The 15,927-nt window shown below is 63.1% G+C and carries 13 protein-coding genes and 2 tRNA genes; 3 read left to right on the forward strand and 12 right to left on the reverse strand.

Going from position 1 to position 15,927, the window contains the following annotated elements:
* Nucleotide 1: 1 nt before the first annotated feature.
* Nucleotides 2-496 carry a MarR family winged helix-turn-helix transcriptional regulator gene (locus CXQ94_RS22160; RefSeq protein WP_146070256.1) on the reverse strand — a complete coding sequence of 165 codons (495 nt, stop codon included), beginning with the start codon at nt 494-496 and terminating at the stop codon, nt 2-4.
* Nucleotides 497-787: 291 nt separating this feature from the next.
* Here CXQ94_RS22160 and CXQ94_RS08255 point away from each other — a divergent pair, with 291 nt between their 5' ends.
* Entirely contained in the window at nt 788-2,017 is a 1,230-nt protein-coding gene (locus CXQ94_RS08255) for a S1C family serine protease (RefSeq protein ID WP_104088274.1), read from the forward strand.
* Between the two features lie 112 nt (nt 2,018-2,129).
* Here CXQ94_RS08255 and leuD read toward each other — a convergent pair whose 3' ends face one another.
* Together leuD and leuC are read right to left on the reverse strand one after the other, a co-directional pair.
* The gene (gene leuD / locus CXQ94_RS08260; protein WP_104088277.1) at nt 2,130-2,729 is read right to left on the reverse strand and encodes a 3-isopropylmalate dehydratase small subunit; all 600 of its coding nucleotides are present in this window, start codon (nt 2,727-2,729) and stop codon (nt 2,130-2,132) included.
* Between the two features lie 12 nt (nt 2,730-2,741).
* Entirely contained in the window at nt 2,742-4,169 is a 1,428-nt protein-coding gene (gene leuC, locus CXQ94_RS08265) for a 3-isopropylmalate dehydratase large subunit (protein WP_104088545.1), read from the reverse strand.
* A 241-nt stretch (nt 4,170-4,410) separates the two neighbouring features.
* Between leuC and CXQ94_RS08270 the strand changes: the two genes are divergently transcribed.
* Together CXQ94_RS08270 and CXQ94_RS08275 are read left to right on the forward strand one after the other, a co-directional pair.
* Entirely contained in the window at nt 4,411-5,130 is a 720-nt protein-coding gene (locus CXQ94_RS08270) for an IclR family transcriptional regulator (protein WP_104088281.1), read from the forward strand.
* Between the two features lie 96 nt (nt 5,131-5,226).
* Nucleotides 5,227-5,757 carry a DUF1697 domain-containing protein gene (locus tag CXQ94_RS08275; RefSeq protein WP_104088284.1) on the forward strand — a complete coding sequence of 177 codons (531 nt, stop codon included), beginning with the start codon at nt 5,227-5,229 and terminating at the stop codon, nt 5,755-5,757.
* Here the strand turns inward: CXQ94_RS08275 and CXQ94_RS08280 are convergent.
* From CXQ94_RS08280 to CXQ94_RS08320, 9 genes are all read right to left on the reverse strand, one after another.
* Entirely contained in the window at nt 5,754-7,364 is a 1,611-nt protein-coding gene (locus CXQ94_RS08280) for a GTPase (RefSeq protein WP_104088286.1), read from the reverse strand. The two genes, CXQ94_RS08275 and CXQ94_RS08280, sit on opposite strands and share 4 nt — an antisense overlap.
* Nucleotides 7,361-9,145, reverse strand: coding sequence for a dynamin family protein (locus CXQ94_RS08285; RefSeq protein WP_104088288.1), 1,785 nt, complete (start codon nt 9,143-9,145; stop codon nt 7,361-7,363). Before CXQ94_RS08285 ends, CXQ94_RS08280 begins: the two co-directional genes overlap by 4 nt.
* Before the next feature lie 106 nt (nt 9,146-9,251).
* A tRNA-Glu gene (locus CXQ94_RS08290) sits at nt 9,252-9,324 on the reverse strand.
* Nucleotides 9,325-9,414: 90 nt separating this feature from the next.
* Nucleotides 9,415-9,486, reverse strand: a tRNA-Gln gene (locus CXQ94_RS08295).
* A 129-nt stretch (nt 9,487-9,615) separates the two neighbouring features.
* On the reverse strand, nt 9,616-10,413 hold the full coding sequence (locus CXQ94_RS08300) for an HAD family hydrolase (protein WP_104088290.1): 798 nt from the start codon (nt 10,411-10,413) through the stop codon (nt 9,616-9,618).
* Nucleotides 10,414-10,418: 5 nt separating this feature from the next.
* Nucleotides 10,419-11,918, reverse strand: a complete 1,500-nt coding sequence (gene gltX, locus CXQ94_RS08305) for a glutamate--tRNA ligase (RefSeq protein ID WP_104088292.1) — start codon at nt 11,916-11,918, stop codon at nt 10,419-10,421.
* A gap of 102 nt (nt 11,919-12,020) precedes the next feature.
* Complete coding sequence (locus CXQ94_RS08310) at nt 12,021-13,466, reverse strand: amino acid permease (RefSeq protein ID WP_104088295.1); 1,446 nt, start codon at nt 13,464-13,466, stop codon at nt 12,021-12,023.
* Between the two features lie 340 nt (nt 13,467-13,806).
* Nucleotides 13,807-14,583 (reverse strand): fumarylacetoacetate hydrolase family protein, encoded by a 777-nt coding sequence (locus CXQ94_RS08315; RefSeq protein ID WP_104088297.1) that lies wholly within the window; start codon nt 14,581-14,583, stop codon nt 13,807-13,809.
* A 170-nt stretch (nt 14,584-14,753) separates the two neighbouring features.
* On the reverse strand, nt 14,754-15,866 hold the full coding sequence (locus tag CXQ94_RS08320; RefSeq protein WP_104088300.1) for a branched-chain amino acid aminotransferase: 1,113 nt from the start codon (nt 15,864-15,866) through the stop codon (nt 14,754-14,756).
* Between the last annotated feature and the right edge of the window lie 61 nt (nt 15,867-15,927).

Raw genomic sequence — 15,927 nt, forward strand, 5'->3', positions numbered from 1 at the left:
ATCAGCGCGGATCTGCCTGGCGTGTCTCTCCCGGTTCGACGCCGGTTGGACCCTTGCGGAGCTCGGCATACCGTGCCGTGACGGCGTCGTTGAGCAACCCCAACGTGTCAATCACGGACTCCGGATGCACTGTCTTGGCGGCGAGGCGGCGCAGTTCATCCGACATGGCAGTGTCGGCGCGCGTCAGAGCGTCCCAGCCCAATTCGGTCAGCCGCAGTCCTGAGGCTCGCAGGTCACCTGCAATGTCGCTGCGCACCAGAAATCCGCGCTCGCATAGGGAGGCAACGGCGGCGCTGACTGCCGGACGGCCAAGAGCAAGTCGCGACGCCACACGGGAGGCTATCTCGTCCCCGGCGGAAATGGCGGCCAGCACGCGGTAGTGGGGCAGGCTCAGCTCGCCGAGGGAGCGCTCCAGTATCCGGGACACGCGCACAAGCGCCCTGACCGCGGCCACTGCCGCATCAGGCTCACCGCGGAACTCCCGGCCTGTTGCCATGATCCCAGCCTAAGCACTTTGTTCGGGTATCGAACCAGTTTTTTGCTGTGAAGTTGCTGGCTGACCTTGTCCGCGTCAAGAGGAGATTGCCAGGGCCGGCGCCGTCGCATAACGAGTGTGCAACTTTCCCTAGTGCCCGTATCGTCTTCGCAGGGCTGGCGTTACTATGGGCGTACTGCTGCGGAGTGGCGTTTGTTGCGGCCAAGTGGGACTGGTCTTGATTGCAAGCTAACTTTCCTCGATCCCCTGGGGCGGGATGGGAACCCCTTGGAGTATCTAAGGCAGGTCATCATGAAGGAATCTCGGCGGCACAATCTCGGCACAGCTTTTACTCTTGTCACTGTCCTACTGTTTGCCAGCGGGTGCACCATCAGCGGAGAAGCCGCCGACCCAAATTCCGCGGATCCGGACGGACCCGTATCCCTCCCCACACCCGGCACCACACCCACGCCCCCAGCCTCAGACATCATGGATTGGCCCCAACTGACCCAAACTGCGCGGTCCGGCGTGGCACGCATCGCGGTCACTGGTTGCGATAGCGCCGGAGTCGGCACCGGATTCCTGGTGGATCAGAGACACGTGGTCACCGCGGCCCACGTGCCGGAGGGTGCCGCTGGGATTACGGTGGGCGTGTTCGGGCAGGTCGTCACGGCCACTATCGTCGGGCTCAACGCCACCGAGGACGTCGCCTTGCTCGAAACAGATCAGCCGCTCATGGGACACACCTTCGAGTTTGCCACCGAGGATCCGCCCGCTGCCACCGAAGTGGGCGTCCTTGGATATCCGCTTGGTGAAAATTTCACCTTCAACGCTGGCAGAATCAGCGGACTTGATCGCCAGAACTTGCCAGGATCCAACGGGCAGGGCCACTTCATCCAAACCGACACCCCGATCAACCCCGGCAACAGTGGTGGGCCGCTTGTAACAATCGACGGAAAAGTGGTTGGTATCGTCAATTCCATTCGCACGGGCGTCTTCAACAACGGCACTGTGATCCGGCAAACGATTCAAGGAACCAACTACGCAGTTTCTGGTGCGTTTGCCAATACCCTCGTTCACCGCTGGTTGTCGAACCCCGAGCCCGTGCCACTTGTCACCTGTTCCAGCAACGCCCTTCCGACCGACAACCAGGTCGCAGTGCAGTTTGGCACAGGCGACGAACGCGCCATCCAAGTCGCCCAGAGCCTACTCATCTACGCACAGGCGATCAACGGGGGCGCCTACGATCTGGCCTACCATGTGTTCACTCCCGAGGCACAGGCAGAACAGGGCGGCATAGATCACTGGAGCCAGGGCATGAGCACATCCTATTGGCACGACATCGGCATTATCGACATCACTAATAGCGACACTGGAGCGGTCACAGCGTACGTTGACTTGCAGACAACCCAGGACGCCGCGTACGGTCCGGACCGACAGCAAACCTGCTCCAACTGGCACATGGCGTACACCATGGTGTGGGCGCAAGTCCTGTGGGAAATTGCCAAGGCGACCCCGACCCGGCCTGCGGACCCCTGCTGATTGTCGGTTGCACGAGTGCATCACGCTAGCGGTTTCTACATATCGGTGCCGTTGAAATACAAATAGCCGGCCCGCCCCAGAAGGGACAGGCCGGCCTTAGCAACCAGAAAAACTAGCTCTTGGCTGGGAGCGTGGTGGGCTTGAACGACGGACGCGTAGCCTCGAACGCGGTAATGGCCGGTTCGTCGCGCAGCGTCAGGCCGATGTCATCCAGCCCTTCAAGGAGGCGCCAGCGGGTGTAGTCGTCAATCTGGAAGGGTGCCACAACGGTTCCTGCGGTCACCATCTTGGCCACCAGGTCCACCGTAACCTCAGTGCCCGGAGCATTTTCCAGGACCTTCCAGATCAGCTCGATGTCATCCTGGGCAACCTCGGCGGCTACCAGGCCCTGCTTGCCGGAGTTGCCACGGAAAATGTCGGCAAAGCGGGAGGACAGCACGGCCTTGAAGCCGTAGTCCTTCAGTGCCCAAACGGCATGCTCGCGGGAGGAGCCAGTACCGAAATCGGCGCCGGCCACCAGCACCGAGCCAGCCTTGTACGGCTCCTGGTTGAGGATGAACTCTGGGTTCTTGCGCCAGCTGGAGAACAGGGCGTCCTCGAAGCCTGTGCGGGTGATGCGCTTCAGGTAGACGGCCGGGATGATCTGGTCCGTGTCGACGTTGCTTTGGCGCAGCGGGACACCAATGCCGGTGTGGGTGGAGAACTTATCCATGGTGTGAGCTCCTTACGCTACGTTGCTTGCGAAAACGGGTGCCAGGTCCGACGGCGAGCTGAGCGTGCCGCGGATGGCGGTGGCGGCGGCCACGACGGGTGAGACCAGGTGGGTGCGCCCGCCCTTGCCCTGGCGGCCCTCAAAGTTGCGGTTGGACGTTGAGGCGCAGCGCTCCCCCGGTTCCAGCTGGTCCGGGTTCATGCCCAGGCACATGGAGCAGCCTGCGAAGCGCCATTCGGCACCAAAGTCGGTGAACACCTTATCCAGGCCCTCGGCTTCGGCCTCCAGGCGGACCCTGGCGGAGCCCGGAACCACCAGCATGCGGATGTTCGGATCCTTTTCGCGTCCGCGGATGATGTCCGCGGCGGCGCGCAGGTCCTCGATGCGGGAGTTGGTGCAGGAGCCCAGGAAGACCGTGTCGACACGAATGTCCTTCATGGGCGTCCCAGCCTCCAGATCCATGTAGGTCAACGCACGCTCGGCCGCGGCCTTCGCGTTTTCGTCGCCGAAGTCCTCAGGGGAGGGAACCACGTCGTTCAGCGAGACTCCCTGCCCGGGGTTGGTGCCCCAGGTGACGAAGGGTTCGAGGGTATTGGCGTCCAGGAACACCTCGGCGTCGAATTCGGCGTCGTCCTCGGTGGTCAGCGACTTCCAGTAGTCGACGGCGGCGTCCCAGTCGGCGCCCTGAGGTGCGTGCGGGCGGGTCTTGAGGAACTCGAAGGTGGTCTCATCCGGGGCGATCATTCCGGCGCGGGCGCCAGCCTCGATGGACATGTTGCAGACGGTCATGCGGGCATCCATCGACAGCTCGCGGATGGCCGAGCCACGGTATTCAAGCACGTAGCCCTGACCCCCGCCGGTGCCAATCTTGGCAATGATGGCCAAGATGATGTCCTTGGAGGTTACGCCAGGACGCAGGCTGCCTTCGACGTTGATGGCCATGGTCTTGAACGGCTTCAGAGGAAGGGTTTGGGTGGCCATGACATGCTCCACCTCGGAGGTGCCAATGCCGAACGCCAGGGCGCCCACAGCACCGTGGGTAGAGGTGTGCGAGTCTCCGCAAACCACCGTCATGCCTGGCTGGGTGAGGCCCAGCTGGGGTCCGACCACGTGGACAATGCCCTGTTCGGCGTCGCCCAAGGAGTGCAGGCGGACACCGAATTCGGCGCAGTTGTTGCGTAGCGTCTGGATCTGGGTGCGGCTGGTCAGATCGGCGATGGGCTTATCGATGGCCAGCGTGGGGGTGTTGTGATCTTCCGTGGCGATGGTCAAATCGGGGCGGCGCAGAGGGCGTCCGGCCAGCCGCAGACCTTCGAAGGCCTGCGGTGAGGTGACCTCGTGGATGAGGTGAAGGTCGATGTACAGCAAATCGGGCTGGGCAGCATCGCCGTCGCCCTCGCCTTGCTTGACAACATGGTCGCGCCATACTTTTTCGGCCAGCGTCTTTGCGGTCTTTCGCGCAGTCGTGGTGGAAACTGTCGGCGCCTGTGCTGAGTCGTGCGCGTCGGGTGTGGTTGCCTCGGTCACGGTCAGCTCCCTTCATCTGATGAAATGCCCGCCCGCCGTAGAATTAACGGAACGGGCATTTGGTGGTTTGTCTACCCCCACTGTTCCAGCCTCGCCAGCATAGAAGCTAGCCTGCCGATTTGCATCTCACATAATGAGACGTCAATATCATTACATGGACAATTCTAGTGGCGTTGGCGTCATCGATAAAGCGGCTCTCGTGCTTGATGCATTGGAGGCTGGGCCCACAACCTTGGCTCAACTTGTGGCAGCTACGGGTTTGGCCCGCCCCACAGTGCACCGACTGGCACTAGCCTTGGTACATCACCGGCTCGTGAGCCGCGACATGCAGGGCCGTTTTGTGTTGGGAAGCCGGCTCGTGGAGCTCGCCTCGGCAGCTGGCGAGGACAGGCTCATTGCCGCCGCAGGTCCCGTCCTGCTCCAACTGCGCGATTCCACCGGCGAGAGTGCCCAGATCTTCCGCCGCCAGGGCGACTCCCGCGTGTGCGTGGCCTCCGCAGAACGGCCCATCGGCCTGCGCGACACCATTCCCGTAGGAACCCAGCTGACCATGAAGGCCGGTTCCGCCGCCCAGGTGCTGCTGGCTTGGGAAGACCACGAACGCCTGCTTGAGGGCCTGCACAACGCTCGCTTCACGCCCACCGTCCTGGCCGGGGTACGACGGCGTGGATGGGGTCAGAGCCTGGGCGAACGTGAGCCCGGGGTCGCCTCCGTCTCGGCCCCCGTTCGGGGCCCCTCCGGCCGCGTTATCGCCGCCGTTTCCATCTCCGGACCCATCGAACGGCTGACCCGCCAGCCGGGCCGCCTGCATGCCGAAATCGTTTGTAACGCCTCACGGATCCTGACCGAGGCACTGCGCAAGAGCAACGACTAATCCCCACGCCCTCCCTAACCTCGCTTCGCTCGGCCAGGGAACCCTCGGGCGCGTGGGCCCAACTCCGCAACTGACCGGGACGGGTAATCTTTCCCCATGACTAATTTCGCCGTTTTCCTGCGCGGCATCAACGTTGGCGGCATCAACATCAAGATGGCCGAGCTCCGCACAGCCTTGGCAGCGCTGCCCCTCTCCGGCATCAAAACGCTGCTGGCATCCGGGAACGTCGTGTGCTCAACGGATGCCCCCGCCGTCGACGTTAAGGCGTTGGTGGAGAACTGTCTGCGGGAGAACTTTGACTACGACGCGTGGGTGGTGGTCATCGACCAGGCCCGACTGCAGGCGATCATCGACGCATGCCCCTACCCGGCCGACGACAAAACCCAGCATAGCTACGTGACGCTATCCTCGGACCCGGCCGTCCTGGATGAGCTTGAGTCGTTGGGCCGCGAACTTCCCGCCACCGAGCTGGGCAGACTTAGCCCGGAGGCGCTGGCCTGGCTCGCGACGGCCGGTGGCACATTGGATAGCCCGTTCAGCAAGTTATCGGCCAAGGCCCGCTACAAAAGCACGACAACGACCCGCAACCTGCGCACGCTCCTGAAGTGCCGCGACGCTATGGCCTAAGCGGCGTCGGCGAGAGCTTTCTGGAACTCCCCATACCTGGCGATCTCAGCTTCGGTGGGTTCAACCACCAGTGCCCGGGAGACGTTGGCGACACTTTCTCGCAAACGGCGTCGAGCCTGGGCCGCCCGACGAGCCGCACCCGCGGCGGCAATGAACTTGCTGGTGAGGGCAAGGAAAATTCCCAGCACCACCCCGACAAGGACCAGCAGGGTAGGCAAAGGCCAACCCTCCACCTTGGGAACCTCGGGAACGGGCATTTGGAAATACCCCAAGCCGGCCAACACCCCAAGCCACAGCAGGCCGCCCACAGCCACCAGCAGGGCCAGCCATTGAATGACGGAGAACACCGGCCACCACCATGCCCCAGCATTTGCCTTCACATCGGAGGAGGCCACCGCCTGGTCTAGGGCATCAGGCAGGGTCTCTCGGTTGCTGCGCGCAGCCGCCCGAATGGCGGCCCGCCACGGACCGGACGCACCTAAACTGGCGGCATCGGCAAAGTCACGCACGGCTGAATCAAGTTGCGCCTGTTCGGCGACGCCCGCCGGCGGCAGTGAAGTCCGGTTGCCCTCGGCGGCTCCCTCCCGGCGCAAACTCAACCTGCGCAGGGGGTCCTGGCGGAACCGGGAGATCCACCGTGTCAGCGGCCAGCCAGTCCTCTTCGTGGCCTCCAGCCGGTAGGAGGACCGCACAGCAGCCACCACTGTCTCTACATGGGCGGCCTGGGCCAGCCCGGCGGCCAGTGCCGCGCGCTCCTGCTGGTGGATCCCCGCCACCTCACCGGAGCCGGATGCTTCCTCTAGCCGGCGGGCGGCAACGGTAACATCGGCAGCGAGCCTTGCCGACTGGGCCGCCTTGGACTTCACGACGGCGGCCAGCCGTTGGCGCAGCTCACTAACCCCCGCCCCTGTCTTGGCGGAGGCGGCAAGCACCGTCGCCTGAGTCAATCCATCGCGGCCAAGAATGCCGGCCAGCGACCCCAGCACTTCCTTCAGCTCTGCCGGTGCCAGCTTGTCCATCTGGTTTAGCACCACCAAGGTGACGGCCCCGTGGGCCGCAAACGGCCGGATGAAGTCGTTGTGAATGGCAGCATCGGCGTACTTTTGCGGGTCAAGAACCCACACCAAAACATCCACCTGACCGCTGAGCCGCTCCACCGTTTCGCGGTTTGCGGCCTCCACCGAGTCAAAGTCCGGCAGGTCAAGCAGCACCAATCCGCTGCCATCCTCCGTTAGGCCTGGCACGGGTCCGCCTTCGCGGCGGTCGGCAATGTCCAGCCAGTCAAGCAACGGCCCGCTCCCCGTCGAATCCCACACCATGGCCAGCGGTTCGCTCGTGGTGGGCCGCCGGACCGCAACCTTGGCCACCTCTGCACCCACCACGGCGTTAAACAGCGATGACTTACCGCTGCCGGTGGCCCCAAAGAATCCCACCACCGTATGTTCGGCACTGAGTGAACGACGCGAGGTGGCCCGCTCCAGAATGTCGTAGGCATCTTGCAGGGCGGCATCGTCAAGGCGTCCTTCACCCAGCTCCCGGGCGTCGTTCAGGGCGGCCAGCTTCCTCGCCAACGCGGATTCGGTGCGCGCATCCCGGTGCCGGCTCATGTCCCCTCCCCCAACAAAGCCAGTCTCTTTGCCAACGCCTCAAGCCGTTCCACAGCCGGGGACGAACCGGCATTGAGCGGGCCAATCCGTTCCAGGAAACGCTGTTGCTGACCGGCCAAGAGCGCTGCACAGCGCCGTTCAAGAGTTTGTCGGGCCTCCTGAGCCAGGCGGCGCACGGCATCCTCACCAAAGACGGCCTCCAACAGTTTTTGGCCAACGACGGCGGTGCCGCCTGCGATTCCCACCTCGGCACCGGTGAGTCCCCCCGTCAGCGAAAACACAACGATCATCAACACCACACCGAGCCCGTTGACACCAAAGGAGAGCCAGCGTGCCTGCGACCGCTTGGCCGCCCCCTCGGAGCGGATCAAAGTCATCACATCCGACTGCCAGGCCCGGATCTCCGCCGCCACCTGCTCGCCGAAGTCCTCCGTGACACCCGAAAGGTCGTGGGCACCCAGCAGCGCCCTGCCAGCCGGATCGGCCCGCCACCGCTGGTCGGCGGCCTCCGCTGCCCGTGCGGCCTGATCCACGATGACAGCCTGCAACCCGGTCTCAATAGCCACTTCCACTCGCACGGCAGGCGGCGGCTGCCCCTTGAAGAACGCACCCATGCGGTCCCTGATCCTGCCAATGCCACTTTCCAGGGCCCGGAAGAAATCCCCGGTGCCCACAAAGTCCTGCCACCGGGCCAGCACCTCACCGCGAAGCAGGGATCCGTCGCTGGTGGCTTGGGAGATCTTGGCGGCGGCGTCCTCAAAGGCGGCAACGACGTCGTCGGCCAGTTGAAGGCTTGACTCGTGCTGCTCCAAGGCGGCCCGGGCCAGCAGATCCACCTTGCCGGCGAGCGAGCGCACAGTGCCGTTAAGTGTGCGCCGGGCAATCTCGGCCCGCCCGGATGCGTCGGCCGCAATGGCTCCCAGCCAGTCCTTGATGGACGCCGTGGCGTCACGGGGCAGCATGCCAAGTTCGTCGAGGGCAATCTCCGGGACCACAAAGAGCTTGGCCGCGGCCAGCCCTTGGCGCCCAAGCATGGCTCGCAGATCGGAACTAACCTCTTCCTGCGCACCGTCGGGGACCCGGTCCAGGATCACCGCTACGAGGATGTCGCGGGAGGCGGCGTCAAGGAGCAACTGCCACGGGACGGCGTCGGCGTAGCGGTTGGCGGTGGTGACAAACAGCCACAGGTCCGCGGCCGCCAGCAATTGCCCGGCAAGCTGACGGTTGTCATCGGAAACGGAGTCGACGTCGGGGGCATCCAGCAGAGCCACCCCCTTGGGCACTGCCGGATCCGCGACGAGAACCAGCGAATTCATGGCAGCCGGGTCCGGGGTGGGGCCCGCCTGCGTGGCGGCGGTTCCCACTGCAGCCCGCTCCCCGCGAATCCTGCTCAGGGACGGCAGCACCCTTGCAGACGTGAACCAGTCGGCGTCCTGCGGGTGGTGGAGCAGGATTGGTTGGCGGGTGGTGGGACGAATGGCCCCGGCCCGCGTCACCGGATGGCCCACCAGCGCATTGACCAGCGTCGATTTCCCGGCCCCCGTGGATCCGCCCACCACGGCCAGCAGGGGCGCCTCCAGGCTGCGGTAGCGCGGCAGGATGTAGTCCTCAAGCTGCCGTAGCGCGGCCTTCGCGGTGCTACGGGCGGCCTCGGTCCCGGGCAGTTCAAGGGGAAGCTGGAGATGTTCCAGCTCGGCACGTGCCTCTTCCAGCAGCGCAACGGCAGCATTGACCGCCAGTGCCGGGCCGTCGTCGTCGTCGGGAAGAATATTTGGGCTCACAGCATCATCATGCCAGTTCAATGGGCGCTACAAACCCCTTGACCGCATAATTGCCTCATGTGTTAAAGCAAAAGGCCGGAAACCCGTAGGTTTCCGGCCTTGCTTGTGACCCCAGCGGGATTCGAACCCGCGTTACCGCCGTGAGAGGGCAGCGTACTAGGCCGCTATACGATGGGGCCCTAATACATTCAATTTTTTGCGATTGAACTCCAAGAATATTACCTGAACTTCGTTTCACATGCCAATCGAGAAGCAGCTTATAAAAAGCGCTGGGATACCAGGACTCGAACCTAGAATGTCGGTACCAGAAACCGATGTGTTGCCAATTACACCATATCCCAATGGCCACGTTCTGCCGTGAAATCCGCGGGTTTCCCCGGTCTTTCAGCGGCCCTCGCGCCGGGATAAAACTCTACCTGATAGTTTCCCAGACACCAAAACGAAAAGGTCAAAACGGGGTGAGCCGTACGTCACAGCCGCACTTCTAGCGGTTCCAACGCCAAAAGGAGGCCCAGCTCGAACAGGTTGGTGATTTCGGTAATCTCGTCAAGACCCTCCGTGGACCCTTCCGGATTCGACGGCGCCAGCGCATCTTCCCTGTTGAGCCAGACCCCGCGCAGGCCGGCCCGTGCGGAGCCCACGGCGTCGATCAGGTAGTTATCCCCCACATACAGCGTTTGAGCCGGGCGGGTGCCCAGCTGTCGGCAGCCTTCTAAGAAGACCTGGGGCGCGGGCTTTGCGGCGTCGAGGGTGTCAATGCCGACCAGAACCTGAATCCGGGCCAGGCCTGCCTGATCGAGTTTGGCCCGCTGGTAGTCGTAGACGTTGTTGCTCACGCAGCCATAAGGAATCCCGGCCGCGTCCAGCGCATCAAGGATGGGCACCACATCCTCAAACGCCCTGATGGACAGCGGCTGTGCCACTTCAAAGTCTTCGATCCAGCGCTGCTCGCGGACCTCGTCGAAGTCGGCCGTCCCCAGCTGATCAAAGACCACGCGGGCGCGCAGGCCACGTTGCTGGGCAAAGGTGAACTCCCCCGCCACATATCGGTCGTAGTAGTTGTGTGTGTCGGCCATGTAGATGGCGGCGAAGAGGTCCCAGTCCTGGGCTGTGTTGGCTGGTAGCAGGTCCCGCCCGGCCACCTCCATAGCGTCCCGCATGGCCTGGTAGAGGTCCACCAGGGTTTCATCGATATCAAACAGAACACCCCCGACCCGCCCCTTGGAAGGGGGCGGGCCGGGGGTGCTCTGCGTAGCGTCAGTCTCCACTGTGACTAGCCGCGGAAGGTCTTCAGGCGGGTCAGGGAGGATTCCTTGCCCAGGATGACCATGGATTCAAAGAGCGGAGGGGAAATCTTGCGGCCGGATAGGGCCGTGCGAACCGGGCCAAAAGCCAGGCGCGGCTTGACGCCGAGGCCTTCCACCAGTGCCGTCTTCAGGGCCGACTGGATGGACTCGGCAGTCCAGTCCTCCAACGGCTCCAGTGCCGCCAGTGCGGCATCCAGGACCTCGGTGAGGTTCTCCGGCATGCCTTTGAGCGCATCCTCGGCGACGTCCACGGCGTCGTCCTTCTTGAAAAGGAACGCCAACATCTCCGGGGCCTCGCCCAGCAAGGTGATGCGTTCCTGAACCAGCGGGGCCGCCTCGGTGAGGATTTCCTCTTCGCGGGCACTCAGGGTCGCCCCCACGACTCCGGAGGCCTGCAGGTACGGGACCAGGCGGTTGCGGAAGTCGGTGGCCTCAAGCATGCGCACGTGGGTGCCGTTGATGGCCTCGGCCTTCTTGACGTCAAAGCGGGCCGGGTTGCCCAGGACGTCATGGATGTCGAAGTTCTCCACGAGCTGCTCAACGGTGAAAATGTCCTCGTCGGCGGAGAGCGACCAGCCCAGCAGGGACAGGTAGTTCAGCAGGCCCTCGGGGATGAACCCGCGGTCCCGGTGCAGGAACAAATTAGACTCGGGATCACGCTTGGAGAGTTTCTTGTTGCCGGCGCCCATGACGTAAGGCAGGTGGCCGAACAACGGCATGTACTTAGCAACACCCACCGCGTACAAGGCCTCGTAAAGGGCAATCTGGCGGGGCGTTGAGGAGAGCAGGTCCTCGCCGCGCAGGACGTGGGTGACACCCATCAGAGCATCATCCACCGGGTTCACCAGCGTATATAGCGGCGCGCCGTTGGGACGGACCAAAGCGTAGTCCGGAACTGATCCTGCCTTAAAGGTGATCTCGCCCCGCACCAGGTCTGTGAACGTAATGTCCTTCTCGGGCATCCGCAACCGCAAGGCTGGCTCACGGCCCTCGGCCTTGAAAGCGGCAATCTGATCAGCGGAAAGATCGCGGTCAAAGTTGTCGTAGCCAAGCTTGACGTCCCGGCCCGCGGCCTTGTGGCGTGCCTCGACCTCTTCCGGGCTGGAGAACGACTCATAGACGTGCCCGCCGGCAACAAGCTTGGCGATGACGTCCTGGTAGATCTCGCTGCGCTGTGACTGGCGGTAGGGCTCGTGCGGACCGCCAACCTCTACACCCTCATCCCAGGTGATGCCCAGCCATTTGAGTGCATCCAGGAGCTGGAGGTAGCTTTCCTCGCTGTCACGCTTGGCATCGGTGTCTTCGATGCGGAAAATCATCTTCCCGCCAGTGTGCCGGGCATAGGCCCAGTTGAACAAGGCTGTGCGGATGAGCCCTACGTGGGGCGTTCCGGTGGGTGAGGGGCAGAAACGTACCCGGACTGGAGTTTCGGCGGTGACAGTGGGGATCGAGGCAGCAGTAGTCATGATGGATCCAGTTTAGCCGCCCCTTCCCGTTTTCAGGCACCCGCAACAACGGCGACCCACCTCCACAAGGTGCGTCGCCGTCGTCGCACTACCGCGTACGGGCTAGCTGAACAGTGCGTTCTTAGGTTCGTTGTTCTTCACGAACTTCCAGCCCAGCCAGAGCACCACGGCAAAGAATGGGATGGTGCACAGTGTCCACAGACCCAGAAGGAACACGCTGCCATCAGGAGCTGTCATGGTGTCAAAACCGATCAGCACGGTGATGATCAGCAGGGCTACCAGGCCAACCCAGCTGGTCCACGGGGAACCGGGCATGGGCAGCGAGGACACCTTGCCCTTTTTCTTGCGCAGCATGATCTGGCTGGCGAAGATGGACCCCCAGGTGAAGATGACACCGATCGATGCTGTGTTCAGCGCCAGGTCGAAGGCGTGGGAGCCGCCCAGCAAGATGTTCGCCAGGACGCCCACCAGGTAAACGCCGGCGATGCTCAAGATGGCAGCGTAGGGCACATAGCGTGAGGACATTTTGGTCAGCCAGGCCGGGGCGTGCCCGTTGTTGGCCATGGTGCGGAAGATGCGGCCAATGGAGTACAGCCCGGAGTTGCAGGAGGACAGTGCGGCCGTGATGACCACAAAGTTCATGACCGAGCCCACCCAGTGAAGACCCATGGCGCCGAAAACTGTCACAAACGGGCTCTCCCCCGCCTTGTACTGATCCGAGGGCATGATCATGGCCAGCAAAGTCACCGAACCGACGTAGAAGACCACAATGCGCAGCACGACGGCGCGGATCGCCTTGGGCACTTCGCGTTCAGGATTCTTCATCTCACCGGCGGTGATGCCGACCAGTTCAATGGCGTTGTAGGCGAAGATCACGGCGTTCAGTACCAGGATCATGACCAGGCCGCCCTTGGGAAACATGCCCCCTTCGGCACTGAAGAGGTTGTTGACACTGGCGTGACCGGTTCCCACTGAAGCGTTGGTGATGACCATGAAGGTACCCACGGCCAGGAAGATCAAGATGGCGCCGACCTTCAGGCACGAGGCCCAGAACTCGAACTCGCCGAAGGCCTTCACGCTGAGCAGGTTCACTGCCACCAGCAGCACCAGCGCGCAGATGGCGCTGATCTCTACCGGAACGCCCGGGAAGAAGTATTGGAAGTACAGGCCAATGGCAATGAGCTCGGCAACACCTGTCATTGCCCAGTTGATGAAGTACATCCAACCGGACAGGAAGGCACCCTTTTTGCCAAAGAGTTCGCCGGCGTACGAAACGAATGACCCGGAGGTCTGGCGGTACATGATGAGTTCGCCCAGGGCGCGCATGAGCAGGTAGGCGATGACGCCGGCAATGGCGTAGGAGAAGATCAGGGCCGGGCCGGTGGAGGCGAGCCTGCCGCCGGCGCCCATGAAGAGGCCGACGCCGATGGCCCCGCCCATGGCGATCATGGTGACCTGTCGGCGGTTAAGCGTCTTTTGATAACCCTCGGCTGTGATGCTCCCGTCGCCATCGACGGGAGTTGCTGGCTTTGTTACTTCGCGTGTCACGCAAAATCCTTAAGTCGATGAAGTGCTACCCGGCAAACCCCGTCATTTCACGGTTTTTTGTGACGTGGGGCGCAAACGGCTTATCCAGCGTACTACGAATTTCGCGCCATGTGGCGCCACTCACACAATCCTTGGTACATAGTGCCCGGAATTACAGATTCCTGGCAGGCCGTATCCGGCAGGGCAAAAGCAAGGCGCCACCGTCGAAAATATCGACAGTGGCGCCAAGTTTTTGGATTGCTGAACCGTTACGTCGGCCCAAGCATTCGGCCCATTTCGGTTGGGCCCACAGCCGCGAGGGCCCCGCTCCGAGCTTGCGAGGAGTGGGAGTGGCTGGGGACTAGCGGCGGACGACCGGGTTGGAGAGACGTCCGATGCCTTCAATCTCTACTTCGTAGCGGTCTCCGGCGTTGAGCAGGTCAACACCCGCCGGGGTACCGGTCATGATGACGTCGCCCGGGAGAAGGGTAAAGGCGTGCGAGACAATCGAGACGAGCTCGCGGACGCTGCGGACCATTTGGTTGCTGCTGCCGTCCTGGCGAAGTTCGCCGTTGAGCCAGCCCTTGATGTAGACGTCGTCGGGGTCCAGCTCGGTTTCGATCCACGGCCCCAAGGGTGCGGAGGTGTCGAAGCCCTTGGCCCGGGCCCATTGGCCGTCGCCGGCCTGAACGTCGCGGGCGGTCAAGTCGTTGCCACAGGTGTAGCCGAAGATGACCTCATCGACGCGCGACTCCGGGACGTCCTTGCAGATGCGGCCAATAACGACGCACAGCTCGGCCTCGTAGGAGATTTCCTCGGAGAACTCGGGCAAAACGATGGGCTCGTTCGGGCCGATCACGGAGGTGTTGGGCTTGAGGAAAAGGAGCGGGTTTTCGGGGACCACATTGCCGAGTTCGCGGGCATGTTCGGCAAAGTTGCGGCCCACACCGATGACCTTGCTGCGCGGGATGATCGGGGCCACCAGGCGCACATCATCCAGCGGGTATTTGATGGTGGTGGGCTCTACGCCGTTGAAGAACGGGTCGCCCTTAATGACGGTGACAACTTCACTGCCGGTCTCCCCTTCCACAATGCCGTACATCGGGTCATTATCAACAACAAAACGGGCTATACGCATGAGAACGAGTCTAGCTTCTTCTGCGCCGTCCGGTATTGACGGCGCAGCGAGACTCGTGGCTGGACCCGAACGCAAAAGCGCGCCCGTTCCCCGTTTTCGCTACCGGTGTAAAGGTAGCGAAAACGGGGAACGGGCGCGGATTCTTGCGCCACGCACGGAGCGGGTTGGGTCTAGACCAGGCGGGTCAGCCAGCCGTGCAGGTCTTCCACGGCGCCGGTCTGGATGCCCAGCAGCTGCTCGCGGATGGCCATGGTGACTTCTCCGGCGCCGGAGCCGGGTGAGGCGATGACGCCGTCGGCCATCTTCAACTCGCCAATGGGGGTGATAACGGCAGCCGTGCCGCAGGCGAAGGCCTCGGTGATCTCACCGGCGGCGACGCCGTCGCGCCATTCGTCGATGGTGATCTTGCGTTCTTCAACCTTCAGGCCGCGATCGGCAGCAAGCTGCAGAACAGAGGAGCGGGTGATGCCATGGAGGATGTGCCCGTTGAGCGCGGGGGTGACCAGGCGGCCGTCCTTGAAGACGAAGAAGATGTTCATGCCGCCGAGCTCTTCGATGGCGTTGTCGTTGAACGGGTCCAGGAAGAGGACCTGCTTGCAGCCGTGAGATTCGGCTTCCATCTGGGCGGCCAGGGACGCGGCGTAGTTGCCGCCGCACTTGGCTTCACCCGTTCCGCCTTCACCGGCGCGGGCGAAAGTGGTGGTGAGCCAGATCGAGACGGGCTTGAGTTCGCCACCAAAGTAGTTGCCGGCTGGCGAGGCGATGACCCGGTAGGAAACCTCACGGGCCGGGCGGACACCCAAGAACGCCTCGGTGGCGATCATGAACGGTCGCAGGTACAGTGCTTCGCCGTCACCGGAGGGGATCCACTCTTGATCGGCGGCAACCAGCTGGCGCAGGGATTCAAGGAATACCTCCGGCGGCAGCTCGGGCAGGGCCAAACGACGTGCCGAGGTGTTCAGGCGTGCGGCGTTGGCTTCGGCACGGAAGGTCCAGACTGAACCGTCGGCGTGGCGGTAGGCCTTCATGCCCTCGAAGATTTCCTGGCCGTAGTGCAACACCGCGGCGGCCGGGTCCATGGCAATGGGGCCATAGGGCTCAATGCGGGCGTTGGACCATCCGCCTTCACCGTTGACGTCGACCTTGTAATCCACGACAGCCGTGTGATCCGTGAAGTAGTCGCCAAAGCCGGGGTTGGCCAAAATGGCTTCGCGCTCGGCACTGCTCTTCGGGTTCTCGTTGCGCTGCTGGGAAAACGTCAGCTCGCTAGCTGTCTGGGTCATGCTTCCTCCACATGGTTGTTTGCCCCTGGAAGTTACCAGCCTGGGGCGGGGTTTGGTGCCG

This window comes from Arthrobacter sp. GMC3 (genome assembly GCF_002929305.1).
Classification (GTDB): Bacteria; Actinomycetota; Actinomycetes; order Actinomycetales; family Micrococcaceae; genus Specibacter.

Excerpts from the sequence above, each read along its gene's own strand:
- CXQ94_RS22160 (WP_146070256.1), bottom strand. The coding sequence starts at position 496 with ATGGCAACAGGCCGGGAGTTCCGCGGTGAGCCTGATGCGGCAGTGGCC.
- CXQ94_RS08255 (WP_104088274.1), top strand. The coding sequence starts at position 788 with ATGAAGGAATCTCGGCGGCACAATCTCGGCACAGCTTTTACTCTTGTC.
- leuD (WP_104088277.1), bottom strand. The coding sequence starts at position 2,729 with ATGGATAAGTTCTCCACCCACACCGGCATTGGTGTCCCGCTGCGCCAA.
- CXQ94_RS08270 (WP_104088281.1), top strand. The coding sequence starts at position 4,411 with ATGGACAATTCTAGTGGCGTTGGCGTCATCGATAAAGCGGCTCTCGTG.
- CXQ94_RS08275 (WP_104088284.1), top strand. The coding sequence starts at position 5,227 with ATGACTAATTTCGCCGTTTTCCTGCGCGGCATCAACGTTGGCGGCATC.
- CXQ94_RS08280 (WP_104088286.1), bottom strand. The coding sequence starts at position 7,364 with ATGAGCCGGCACCGGGATGCGCGCACCGAATCCGCGTTGGCGAGGAAG.
- gltX (WP_104088292.1), bottom strand. The coding sequence starts at position 11,918 with ATGACTACTGCTGCCTCGATCCCCACTGTCACCGCCGAAACTCCAGTC.
- CXQ94_RS08315 (WP_104088297.1), bottom strand. The coding sequence starts at position 14,583 with ATGCGTATAGCCCGTTTTGTTGTTGATAATGACCCGATGTACGGCATT.
- CXQ94_RS08320 (WP_104088300.1), bottom strand. The coding sequence starts at position 15,866 with ATGACCCAGACAGCTAGCGAGCTGACGTTTTCCCAGCAGCGCAACGAG.